This window comes from Micromonospora deserti (genome assembly GCF_003236335.1).
In the GTDB taxonomy this organism is placed as follows: Bacteria; Actinomycetota; Actinomycetes; order Mycobacteriales; family Micromonosporaceae; genus Micromonospora; species Micromonospora deserti.
The window spans coordinates 1-10,694 of record NZ_POUB01000051.1 but is presented as its reverse complement, the minus strand read 5'-3'; the positions used below and the strand labels follow the sequence as shown (position 1 = coordinate 10,694).

The 10,694-nt window shown below is 74.6% G+C and carries 12 protein-coding genes; 10 read left to right on the top strand and 2 right to left on the bottom strand.

Annotated features, from left to right (window positions below; all coding sequences use genetic code 11):
- Positions 1–5 precede the first annotated feature (5 nt).
- The 5 genes from C1I99_RS10520 to C1I99_RS10500 all read left to right on the top strand — a co-directional run bounded on the left by C1I99_RS10520 (position 6) and on the right by C1I99_RS10500 (position 4,460).
- A complete protein-coding gene (locus C1I99_RS10520; RefSeq protein ID WP_111134043.1) occupies positions 6–908 on the top strand; it encodes a sulfotransferase domain-containing protein in 903 nt (300 codons plus the stop codon).
- Positions 905–2,164, top strand: coding sequence for a hypothetical protein (locus C1I99_RS10515; RefSeq protein WP_111134027.1), 1,260 nt, complete (start codon positions 905–907; stop codon positions 2,162–2,164). Before C1I99_RS10520 ends, C1I99_RS10515 begins: the two co-directional genes overlap by 4 nt.
- Before the next feature lie 264 nt (positions 2,165–2,428).
- The gene (locus C1I99_RS10510; protein ID WP_111134042.1) at positions 2,429–2,866 is read left to right on the top strand and encodes a glycosyltransferase family 28 protein; all 438 of its coding nucleotides are present in this window, start codon (positions 2,429–2,431) and stop codon (positions 2,864–2,866) included.
- Positions 2,863–3,543, top strand: coding sequence for a glycosyltransferase (locus C1I99_RS10505; RefSeq protein ID WP_111134026.1), 681 nt, complete (start codon positions 2,863–2,865; stop codon positions 3,541–3,543). Before C1I99_RS10510 ends, C1I99_RS10505 begins: the two co-directional genes overlap by 4 nt.
- Complete coding sequence (locus C1I99_RS10500) at positions 3,540–4,460, top strand: glycosyltransferase family 2 protein (RefSeq protein ID WP_111134041.1); 921 nt, start codon at positions 3,540–3,542, stop codon at positions 4,458–4,460. Before C1I99_RS10505 ends, C1I99_RS10500 begins: the two co-directional genes overlap by 4 nt.
- A 78-nt stretch (positions 4,461–4,538) precedes the next feature.
- Here the strand turns inward: C1I99_RS10500 and C1I99_RS10495 are convergent, their stop codons facing one another.
- Complete coding sequence (locus tag C1I99_RS10495) at positions 4,539–5,795, bottom strand: cation:proton antiporter (protein WP_233512453.1); 1,257 nt, start codon at positions 5,793–5,795, stop codon at positions 4,539–4,541.
- A gap of 160 nt (positions 5,796–5,955) precedes the next feature.
- Between C1I99_RS10495 and aroC the strand changes: the two genes are divergently transcribed.
- Together aroC and C1I99_RS10485 are read left to right on the top strand one after the other, a co-directional pair.
- Positions 5,956–7,134 carry a chorismate synthase gene (gene aroC, locus C1I99_RS10490; RefSeq protein WP_111134024.1) on the top strand — a complete coding sequence of 393 codons (1,179 nt, stop codon included), beginning with the start codon at positions 5,956–5,958 and terminating at the stop codon, positions 7,132–7,134.
- Positions 7,131–7,661, top strand: a complete 531-nt coding sequence (locus C1I99_RS10485; RefSeq protein WP_111134023.1) for a shikimate kinase — start codon at positions 7,131–7,133, stop codon at positions 7,659–7,661. The genes aroC and C1I99_RS10485 overlap by 4 nt, the downstream gene beginning before the upstream one ends.
- 4 nt (positions 7,662–7,665) lie before the next feature.
- Here C1I99_RS10485 and C1I99_RS10480 read toward each other — a convergent pair whose 3' ends face one another.
- Entirely contained in the window at positions 7,666–8,394 is a 729-nt protein-coding gene (locus tag C1I99_RS10480; RefSeq protein ID WP_111134022.1) for an alpha/beta fold hydrolase, read from the bottom strand.
- A gap of 81 nt (positions 8,395–8,475) precedes the next feature.
- Between C1I99_RS10480 and C1I99_RS10475 the strand changes: the two genes are divergently transcribed.
- The 3 genes from C1I99_RS10475 to C1I99_RS10465 all read left to right on the top strand — a co-directional run.
- Positions 8,476–9,495: a helix-turn-helix transcriptional regulator gene (locus C1I99_RS10475; RefSeq protein ID WP_111134021.1), complete on the top strand. Its 1,020-nt coding sequence runs from the start codon at positions 8,476–8,478 to the stop codon at positions 9,493–9,495.
- A 10-nt stretch (positions 9,496–9,505) separates the two neighbouring features.
- Positions 9,506–10,582: a 3-dehydroquinate synthase gene (gene aroB, locus C1I99_RS10470; RefSeq protein WP_111134040.1), complete on the top strand. Its 1,077-nt coding sequence runs from the start codon at positions 9,506–9,508 to the stop codon at positions 10,580–10,582.
- A partial coding sequence (locus C1I99_RS10465) for a type II 3-dehydroquinate dehydratase (protein WP_146603928.1) occupies positions 10,579–10,694 on the top strand: 116 nt, incomplete at its 3' end. The genes aroB and C1I99_RS10465, both read left to right, overlap by 4 nt.

The following is a 10,694-nucleotide window of genomic DNA, read 5'->3' as shown; positions in this document are numbered from 1 at the left end:
CCGTCGTGCCGTCCATCCGTGACCGGGTGAAGCAGCTCGTGCCGACCCAGGTGACCAACCGGATGAAGGAGTCCCTCGTCGACTACGGGATACGGACCAGCGACCGGCGGCCACTGCCGGATTTCCTCATCATCGGCACCAAGCGGGGCGGCACCACCTCACTGTGGAACTACCTGATCCAGCACCCGCTGGTGCCCCGGCTCTACCCGGCCTGGAACACCAAGTCCGCGCACTACTTCGAGGAGCACTGGCGGCGGGGGGAGGCCTGGTACCGGTCGCACTTTCCGACCCAGCGGCAGCGGGAGGCGCTCCAGCGGCGGCACGGCGGCTCGGCCCGGGTGGGCGAGGCGGCCCCGCTGTACATGTTCCACCCCCTCGCGGCGCAGCGGGTCGCCGCGCTGATGCCGTCGGTGCGGCTGATCGTGCTGCTGCGCGACCCGGTGGAGCGGGCGTACTCGCACTGGAAGGAGCGGCGCACGCACGGCATCGAGCCGCTCGACTTCGCCGCCGCGCTCGCCGCCGAGCAGGAGCGGACGGCGGGGGAGCGGGAGCGGCTGATCGCTGAGCCGGAGTACTTCAGCGAGCCGTACGACTGGTACACGTACCGGGCCCGGGGCCGCTACCTGGAGCACCTGGAGCCGTGGCTGGAGCGGTTCGACCGCGAGCAGATCCTCTTCCTGCCCAGCGAGGACCTCTACCGCGACGCCCGGTCGACCTACCGCCGGACGCTGGACTTCCTCGGCCTGCCCCCGTACGACCTGCCCGACTTCAAGGTCTACAACGACCGCCGCTCCGCTCCGCTGGAACCGGCGTTGCGCGCTGAGCTGACCGAGTACTACCGCCCGCACAACGACGCGTTGCGGCAGCGGCTGGGGCTGGAGCTCGACTGGCCGGACCGGGCCGCGTGACGGCGTCCGCGACCACCTCCGCCGACCCCCGGTCCCGCTCCGACGGACTGGGCTGGGTCACCCGGGCGGTCTTCGGCGACGAGCGGGTCGGGCTGACGGTGGGTGGCCTGCCGCCGACCGGCCACCACACGGTGGCCCGGTACGCGGTGGTCCCGTCGCTCGCCCGGGCCCGCTTCCTGCTGCCGTTGGGCGCGCCCCGGGTCACCGCCGCCTCGCTGCTGGCGTACAACGCGTTGCGCCCGCCGAAGGTGCGGGCCGTGCGGGCCGTGCTCGGCGCGCTGGCCCGGGCCGGCGTGGTCGACCTGGCTCCGTTCCCGAGGCTGACCGTGTCGGTGCCCGACGGGTCCGTGGCAGCCGACCTGCTGCTGGCCTGGCGGCTCGCCGCCGCTCTCGGTGGCGGGCCGGTCCACGCGGCCTGCGGAGTGCGGCCCCCGGACCCGAACCACAAGCCGACCCTGCAACTTTTCGGCCCCGACGGCCGCCCCCGCGGCTACGCGAAGATCGGCTGGAACGACGCGACGCGGGCACTGGTGGCGGCGGAGGCGGCGGCGCTGCGGGAGCTGCCCGCGCTGACCGGTGTCGCCGACCACCCGGTGGCGCCCCGACTGCTGACCGAGACGGCCTGGGCCGGGCAGGCGGTCGCGCTGGTCGAGCCGCTGCCGGCAGCGGTGCGTGGGGTGCCGGTCAGCGACCCGCCGCGGCTCGCGGCGCTGCTCGCGGTGGCCCGCCGGGGCCGCCCGCCGGGTATGCCCCGGCCGCTGTCCGGGTCGGCCTTCCTGGCCCGGCTGGCCGCGGAGGCCGACCGCGCCGCCGCCGACCCGGCCGGCGCCCGGGCGGCGGCGGCCGTCGCCGCGTTCGGCCGCCGGCACGGCGACACCTCCGTCGAGTTCGGACATTGGCACGGCGACTGGGTGCCGTGGAACCTGGGCGTGCACGCCGGGCGGCTGGTCGCCTGGGACTGGGAGCACAGCGGCCCGGACGTGCCGGTCGGCTTCGACCTGGCGCACGACGCGTTCCAGCGCGCTCTGGTGCTGCGCGGCGAGCCGGCCGCGGCGGCGGCGCGGGCGGTGGACGTTCAGCTCGACCGGTACGGCGACGCGGTGGGGCTGGGCCCGGCCGCGCGTCGGCTGGTGGCCGACGGGTACCTGCTGGAGATGTGGCTGCGCGGCTGGCGGCTGGCCGACGCGGGCGCCGGCTGGAATTCCGCGCTGCATCCCGCACTGTTGGACGTTGTCGAGAAACGACATAGCGGCTAATCTGCAGATTTCACCAGAACCGGGCCGATGACCTCATCGGACGGTGACGGAGAAACTGCAGCTCGTGACGATCGTCGATGCTGGGTGGCCGGCTCGCGTGGCCCTCCGCCATCCGCGGAGATCCATTTGACCACCCGGTCGCCCTATTTAACGCCCGGGCAACGTGTGATCTGCTGGCCCGTGGCGCTGACCGAAACTCCAAGCGAACTTGTGGGGAGTCGCGTGGACACGAAGACCGAAACTCTAGAAGAGCCGGTGCTGCTGATGGTGGGCTCCAGCGGCGGGCACCTGGCCCAGTTGCTGGCCCTGCGACCGTGGTACGAACGCTGGCGACGGTGCTGGGTCACCTTCGACACACCGGAGGCGGTGTCGCTGCTGGCCGGTGAGGAGGTGGTCCCGGCGCACCATCCGACCACCCGCAACGTGCCCAACCTACTGCGCAACGCGGTGCTGGCTTGGCGGGTGCTGCGCGCGCGGCGGGTCGCCGCGGTGGTCACCACCGGCGCGGGGGTCGCCGTGCCGTTCGTCGTACTGGCCCGGCTGCGTCGCATTCCCACCGTCTACATCGAGGTGTACGACCGGATCGACACCCCGACGCTGACCGCGCGGCTCTGCCGCCCGTTTCTCTCCGCGATGCTCGTGCAGTGGGAGGAACAACGCCGGCAGTACCCGGAGGCCACCGTCGTGGGGACGCTGCTGTGAGCGGGGAGACCGCCGCCGGCGCGCCGCCGGCCCACCGGGTCGCCCCCGGCCGGCCCCGGGCTGCCACCCGGGTCCCCCGCCAGCGCGAGACGGGCGACGTCGCTCGGGTCCAGCTGCTGGCCGCCGTCGGCACCGACAAGCACCCGTTCGACCGGCTGGTCGACTGGCTCGCCGAGTGGCACGGCGGCGTCGTTGACGAGGTCGGGCTGACCGTCCAGCACGGGCACAGCCGGGCACCGGACCTGCCCGACGCGGTGGCGTTCCTCGGCCACGACCAGCTCCAGGCCGCCATGGCCAGCGCTGACCTGGTGGTCTGCCACGGCGGCCCGGCCACCATCCTGGAGGCCCGCCGGCACGGCCACCTGCCGATCGTCGTCCCCCGCGATCCCGCGCGGGGTGAACACGTCGACGACCACCAGGTGCTCTTCGCCCGGCGGCTCGGGGCGGCCGGCATGGTGGCGCTCTGCGAGACGCGGCAGGCGCTGCTCGACGCGCTCGCCGCCGGCCTCGCCGACCCGTCCCGGTTCGCCGTCTCGGCCGACCCCGACTCGTCCGGGCAGCGGGCCGCGGTGCGGCGGGTCGGGCAGATTGTGGAGGAACTGGTGGCGGCGTCCCCGCGGCGGCGGCACCGGACGTGGTGGCGGCCGTGGGCACGGCGGAACGGAGAGCGGCGATGACCGGGCAGCCGAGCGTCAGCGCGGTGGTCCCCACCCGGGACCGGCCGGAACTGCTGCGGGCCGCGGTGCGGGCCATCCTCGACCAGGACTACCCGGGCCCGGTCGAGGTGGTGGTGGTCTACGACCAGTCCGAGCCGGACGGCTCGGTGGCCGAGCTGTCCCGCCCCGACCGGCGGGTCCGGGTGATCCGCAACGGGCGCACCCCCGGCCTGGCCGGCGCCCGCAACTCGGGCGTCCTCGCGGCCACCGGCGAGCTGATCGCGTTCTGCGACGACGACGACGAGTGGCTGCCCGGCAAGCTGCGTGCCCAGGTGGACGCGCTCACCGCCGTCCCCGGCGCCGAGTTCGTCAGCTGCGGCATCCGGGTCAGCTACGACGGGCACAGCGTCGACCGGGTGTTGGCCCGCGACTCGATCACCCTGGCCGACCTGCTGCGGGACCGGATGACCGAGCTGCACCCGTCGACCTTCGTAATCCGGGCCGCCGCGCTGCGGGACGGGTTCGGGCTGGTCGACGAGGAGATCCCGGGCAGCTACGCGGAGGACTACGAGTTCCTGCTCCGGGCCGCCCGCAGTGCGCCGCTGGTCAACCTGAGCACCCCGTACGTGCTGGTGCGCTGGCACAAGCGGTCGTACTTCGCGCAGCGCTGGGACACCATCTCGGAGGCGTTGCAGTGGCTGCTGGAGCGCTATCCCGAGTTCGGCACCCAGCCGGCCGGCGAGGCGCGGGTGGCCGGGCAGATCGCCTTCGCCCGGGCCGCCTCCGGTGATCCACGGGGCGCGGTGCGCTGGGCCGGGCGGACCATCCGCCGCAACCCGCGGGAGCCGCGGGCGTATCTGGCTCTCGCCGTGGCCGGGCGGGTGGTCCGCGCCGACTCGGTGCTGCGCACCCTGCACAAGCGCGGCCGGGGAATCTGAGCCGCCCGGTCGCCCGGCGCGCCGACCCGTGGCTGCCGCCGCGGCGACGGTGCGGGCGCCGGGCGACCCCGTGCCGCCCTACCGGCGGGGTTCGTCCGGGGGGCCCGCCGACCCGCGGTCCCGGCGGCGGTCCCGCCGCTCCACCGACGCCTGGCGCAGCCGCTCGTACCAGGCCGGGGTGGTGGCGGGGTCGAAGATCCGGGCGATCACGATGTCGGTCGAGGAGTGCGCCAGGATCGACAGCACGATGGTCAGCGCCACCAGGTGGAAGACCTCGTCCCCGGCCGGGATACCGGCCTCCAGCACCAGGAGGCCGTAGACCACCGAGGCGAAGCCCTTCGGGCCGAACCACATCGCGGCGAACTGCTCGGTGCGGCTCAGGTGCGAGCCGAGGAACGACACGGCCAGAGCCAGCGGCCGGGCCAGCACGATGGCGAGCACCGCGAAGATCCAGCCCGACCAGGCGATCTCCCCGAGGAACTCGAACGAGATCAGCGCGCCGAAGACCAGCAGGGCGACCAGCTTGAACAGCTCCGCGACCAGCTCGCCGAAGTGTTCGAAGCTCTCCCGCTGCCGCTCGCCGAAGGTGGCCACGGTGATGCCGGCGGCGAACGCGGCGAGGAAGAGGTTGGCGTGGGTCACCTGGCCCAGCGCCAGCACCAGCAGGCCGATCGCCATCCCGTTCAGCGGCTCGTACTGGGTGGACGCGGAGAAGAACCGCATCCGCTCCAGCCGCAGCGCCAGCCACGGCACCGCCACCCCGATCACCACGCCCAGCAGCAGCTCCAGACCCAACTCGTCGAGGTGCAGGTCGTCGGAGCCGGCGGCGACGGCCAGGAACAGGATGACGAAGGGCAGCGCCAACCCGTCGTTGATGCCGGACTCGACGTTGAGCAAGTGCCGCAGCCGGCCCGGCACCCGCTCGTTGCCCACCAGCGCCGCGGCGAAGACCGGGTCGGTGGGGGCGAGGATCGCCCCGAGCAGCAGCGCCTCCGGCCAGTCCAGCCCCGCCACGTAGTGGGCCAGCAGCGCCGTGATCAGCAGGGTCAGCGGCAACCCCCAGCCCAGCGCCCGCCCGGGCAGCCGCCAGGCCGACCGCAGATCCGCCCAGCCGACCCGCATGCCGTCGGTGAACAGCACGGTGAACAGCGCCAGCTCGGCCAGGGTCGACACGATCGGCGCGTCGGCGGTGACGTCCAGCACTCCGGTGGTCTCCGGGCCCAGCACGAAGCCGACGACCAGGAAGAGCACCGCGGTGGAGAGGATCGTCCGATGCGCCAGGCTGGAGAGGAGGACGGCGACCAGCAGGACCGCCGCGAACGCGAAGAGCAGCACCGGATCTCCCAGGATCAGGGGTCGACGAATTCACTGCCGACCAGACTTCCCGGCGCACCGCGGTGATCTTACGGTTTTCCGCCAACTAGTGGGAGTCCGCAGGGCGGGACAGGGCGGGCACCGCACCGCCTCGGCCACCGGCCGTGACAGACTGACCGCTGTGTTGCGCTGGTTGACTGCAGGTGAGTCGCACGGTCCCGCCCTCGTCGCGCTGATGGAGGGGGTACCCGCCGGCGTCGAGGTGACCACCGCCGAGATCGCCGGTGAGCTGGCCCGGCGCCGCCTCGGCTACGGCCGCGGCGCCCGCATGTCCTTCGAGCGGGACGAGGTCGAGATCATCGGCGGGCTCCGGCACGGCGTGACCCTGGGCAGCCCACTCGCCGTCCGGGTCGGCAACTCCGAGTGGCCCAAGTGGCGCACCGTGATGGCCGCCGACCCGGTCGATCCGGAGGAACTGGCCGGGCAGGCCCGCAACGCGCCGCTGACCCGCCCGCGTCCGGGCCACGCCGACCTGGCCGGCATGCAGAAGTACGGCCACACCGATGCCCGCCCGATCCTGGAACGGGCCAGCGCCCGGGAGACAGCCGCCCGGGTCGCCGTCGGCACCGTGGCCAAGGCCCTGGTGCGGCAGGCCCTCGGCGTGGAGATCGTCTCGCACGTGGTGGAGCTGGGCCCGGTCGCCGCGAAGCCCGGACTGCGCCCCCGCCCGGAGGACGCCGCCCGCATCGACGCCGACCCGCTGCGCTGCCTCGACCCGGAGGCCAGCGCCCGGATGGTCGCCGAGGTCGACGCCGCGAAGAGAGCCGCCGACACGCTGGGCGGCGTGGTCGAGGTGCTGGCGTACGGGGTGCCGCCGGGTCTGGGCAGCCACGTGCAGTGGGACCGCAAGCTCGACGCCCGGCTGGCCGCCGCGCTGATGTCGATCCAGGCGATCAAGGGGGTGGAGATCGGGGACGGCTGGCAGCAGGCGCGGTCCCGGGGCTCCGAGGCGCACGACGAGATCCTGCCCACCGCCACCGGGGTCCGCCGGGTCACCGACCGGGCCGGCGGGCTGGAGGGCGGCATCACCACCGGCGAGCCGCTGCGCGTCAAGGCCGCGATGAAGCCGATCTCGTCGCTGAACCGGGCCCTGGCGACGGTGGACGTCGCCACCGGGGAGCCGGCCACCGCGATCAACCAGCGGTCGGACGTCTGCGCCGTTCCCGCCGCCGCGGTGGTCGCCGAGGCGATGGTGGCGCTGGTGCTGGCCGAGGCGGCGGTGGAGAAGTTCGGCGGCGACTCGATCGCCGAGATGCGCCGCAACCTGGCCGGCTACCTCGACGCCCTGGTGATCCGGTGAGCGGTCCCGGCCGGCGCCCGCCGGGCGGGCCGGTCTGCGTGCTGGTCGGGGCGCCCGGCTCCGGCAAGACCACCGTCGGGCAGACGCTCGCCGAGCTGCTCGGGGTGGAGTTCCGCGACACCGACCTCGACATCGAGCGCCTCGCCGGCAAGCCGATCCCGGATATCTTCATCGACGAGGGCGAGGCGCACTTCCGTACCCTCGAACGGGCGGCGGTGGCGGCGGCGCTGGCCTCCTGCGCCGGCGTGCTCGCCCTCGGCGGCGGCGCGGTCCTCGCCGAGGAGAATCGCGCCGCGCTGGTCGGCCATCCCGTGGTGCACCTCTCCGTCGAGCTGGCCGACGCGGTCAAGCGGGTCGGCCTCGGCGCGGGTCGGCCGCTGCTCGCGATCAACCCGCGGGCGACGCTGAAGCACCTGATGGAGCAGCGCCGCCCGCTCTACGCCGAGGTGGCCACCGCGACGGCGGTCACCGACGGGCGCACCCCGGAGGAGATCGCCGCCGAGATCGCCGCTCTGCTGAAGCGCTGACCGCTCAGCCGCCGGCGATGGTGTCGAGCACGTCGGCCAGGCCCTTGGGTTCGCTGAGCATCGGCCAGTGCCCGGTGGGTAGCGCGTGCAGCTGGCCACCGGCCAGCCCGGCGAAGAGCGGGTGCCCCTGCGCGATCATGCTCTCCACCACCTCCAGTGGGAAGGTGCTGGCGACCAGCGCGGTGGGCACCGGGTGGCCCGTGGTGCGGCGTACCGGGTCGGTGGCGGCGCGCCACGGGTGCGGGGTGGAGCGCTGGCGCAGCAGCGCGAGCGCCGCCTCGTCCAGGCCGGCCAGGTTCTCCGGGTCGGCCGCCGGGTCCCAGGCCGGCGGGGGCAGCAGGTGCCCGTCGCCGACCTGGGCGCGGAGCCGCTCCTGCTCCTGCGGCGGGTTGCACTCGAACTGCGACATCCCGTCGGGCACCGGGCCGCTTTCCACGTAAACCACCCGGGCGATCCGGTCGCCGACCCGGTCCGCCGCCTGGGTCACCGGCAGCCCACCGCCCGAGTGCCCCACCAGCAGCACGTCGTGCAGGTCCTCCACCTCGACGAGCCGGACGATGTCGGTGGTGTGCGTCTCCAGCCCCACCTCCGGCCCGGCCAGGTGGGCTCGCTCCGCCACCCCCGTGAGCGTGACCGGGTACACCTCGTGGCCCCGCTCCCGCAGGCCGGCGGTCACCTCCCGCCACGCCCAGCCGCCCAGCCAGAATCCCGGCACCAGTACGAACGTCGCCATATGTGGCCTCCCTGTCTCGTGGTCGGGCCCCACCGTACGATCGATACCGGACAGCTTCCGCCCGCTTTACAGGAGTGGCCCGTGTCACACCCCGCCGGCCGGGTGCTCAGCCTGCTCGAACTGCTGCAGAGCCAGCACCGGCTGACCGGGGCCGAGCTGGCCCGCCGACTGGGAGTGGACGAGCGGACCGTGCGCCGGTACGCGACCACCCTGGTCGACCTGGGCATCCCGGTGACCGCCGACCGCGGCCGGTACGGCGGCTACCGGCTGCGCCCCGGCTACAAACTGCCGCCGCTGATGCTCACCGACGACGAGGCGGTCGCCGTGCTGCTCGGCCTGGTCGCCGCCGAGCGGCTCGGGCTGGGCACCGAGGAGCCGGCCACCGCCACCGCCATGGCCAAGATCCATCGGGTGCTCCCCGCTGCGTTGGCCGAGCGGCTCGCCGCGGTGCAGGAGCACCTCGGCTTCACCCTGCGCCGAGCCGAGCCGGACGCGCGTCCGGCGACGGGGACGCTGCTCACCCTGGGCGCGGCCACCCGGCACCGGCGCCGGCTCCGGCTGGCCTACCGATCCTGGTCGGGCGGGACGTCGCGGCGGGAGCTCGACCCGTACGGGCTGGTCTTCCACGCCGGCCGCTGGTACGTCACCGGGCACGACCACCTGCGTGGGGAGGTGCGTACGTTCCGGCTGGACCGGATCGGCGAGGTGGTGCCCGGGGAGGAGACGTTCACCGTGCCGGCCGGCTTCGACCCGGTGGCCCAGGTGACCCGCTCGCTGGCCGGCGTCCCGTACGCCCACGACGTCGAGGTGCTGCTGGAGACCGACCTGGCCACCGCCCGGCGCCGCGTCCCGCCCAGCGTGGCCGAGCTGACCACCACCGCCGACGGGGTGCTGCTGCGGGCCCGGGTCGAGCACCTGGACGGGATGGCCCAGCTGCTCGCCGGGCTGGGCTGGCCGTTCACGGTGCTCCGCCCGGACGGGTTGCGTGCCGCCGTGGCCGCGCACGCCCGCCGGCTGGCCGACTGGGCCGGACGCTCGGGTGGGGCGGGTGACTGGCCACGGAGTGGACCGTCGCCGCCCGCCGGCCGGGGGCTCGACTAGGCTGCCGGCGATGGACGAGGTGACCAGGATCCCGGTCGGCGGCGACCGCCCGTACGACGTGCTGGTGGGGCGCGACCTGCTCGACGCGCTGCCCGGGCTGCTGCCCGGCGCGACCCGGGTGGCGGTGCTGCACGCGCCCCCGCTCAAGAACCTGGCCGACGCGCTGGGCGAGCGGCTGCGCGCCGTCGGTGTCGCCCCGCTGCCGGTGGAGGTGCCCGACGCCGAGGCCGGCAAGCAGATCGACATCGCCGCGGCCTGCTGGGACCGGCTGGGCGAGGCCGGGTTCACCCGCACCGACGCCGTGGTCGGGGTGGGCGGCGGTGCGGTGACCGACCTGGCCGGTTTCGTCGCGGCCTGCTGGCTGCGCGGCGTGCGCTGGGTGCCGGTGGCGACATCGCTGCTGGGCATGGTCGACGCCGCCGTGGGCGGCAAGACCGGCATCAACACCGCCGCCGGCAAGAACCTGGTCGGGGCGTTCCACCCGCCGGTGGGGGTGCTCGCCGATTTGGCCACCCTGGACAGCCTGCCCCCGGCCGACCTCGCCGCCGGGCTGGCCGAGGTGGTCAAGTGCGGGTTCATTGCCGATCCGGCGATCCTCGACCTGGTGGAGCGGGACCCGGCGGCGGCCACCGACCCGACCGGCCCGGTGGCCCGGGAGCTGATCGAGCGGGCGATCCGGGTGAAGGCCGACGTGGTCTCCGGCGACCTGCGCGAGTCGGGTGTACGGGAGGTGCTCAACTACGGGCACACCCTCGCCCACGCGATCGAGAAGGCGGAGGGCTACCGCTGGCGGCACGGCCACGCGGTCGCCGTCGGCCTGGTCTACGCCGCCGCCCTGGCCCGGCTCGCCGGCCGGCTGGACGCCGCGACCGCCGAGCGGCACCGCTCCGTGGTGGCGGCCCTCGGCCTGCCCACCAGCTACCCGGCCGAAGCCTGGCCGAGGCTGCTGGCCGCGATGCGGGTGGACAAGAAGACCCGGGGCAGCACGCTGCGCTTCGTCGTGCTCGACGGCCTGGCCCGCCCGGCGATCCTGGAAGGCCCGGACGACGAGCTGCTGCACGCCGCCTACCGCGAGGTGGGGGCATGAGGGTGTACGTGCTGAACGGGCCGAACCTGGGTCGCCTCGGCAGCCGGCAGCCGGACGTCTACGGGGCGACCAGCTACGCCGACCTGGTGGCACTCTGCGAGTCGACCGGGCG

Coding starts and splice junctions, on each gene's coding strand:
- C1I99_RS10510 (WP_111134042.1), top strand. CDS start 2,429: ATGGTGGGCTCCAGCGGCGGGCACCTGGCCCAGTTGCTGGCCCTGCGA.
- C1I99_RS10500 (WP_111134041.1), top strand. CDS start 3,540: ATGACCGGGCAGCCGAGCGTCAGCGCGGTGGTCCCCACCCGGGACCGG.
- C1I99_RS10480 (WP_111134022.1), bottom strand. CDS start 8,394: ATGGCGACGTTCGTACTGGTGCCGGGATTCTGGCTGGGCGGCTGGGCG.
- aroB (WP_111134040.1), top strand. CDS start 9,506: ATGGACGAGGTGACCAGGATCCCGGTCGGCGGCGACCGCCCGTACGAC.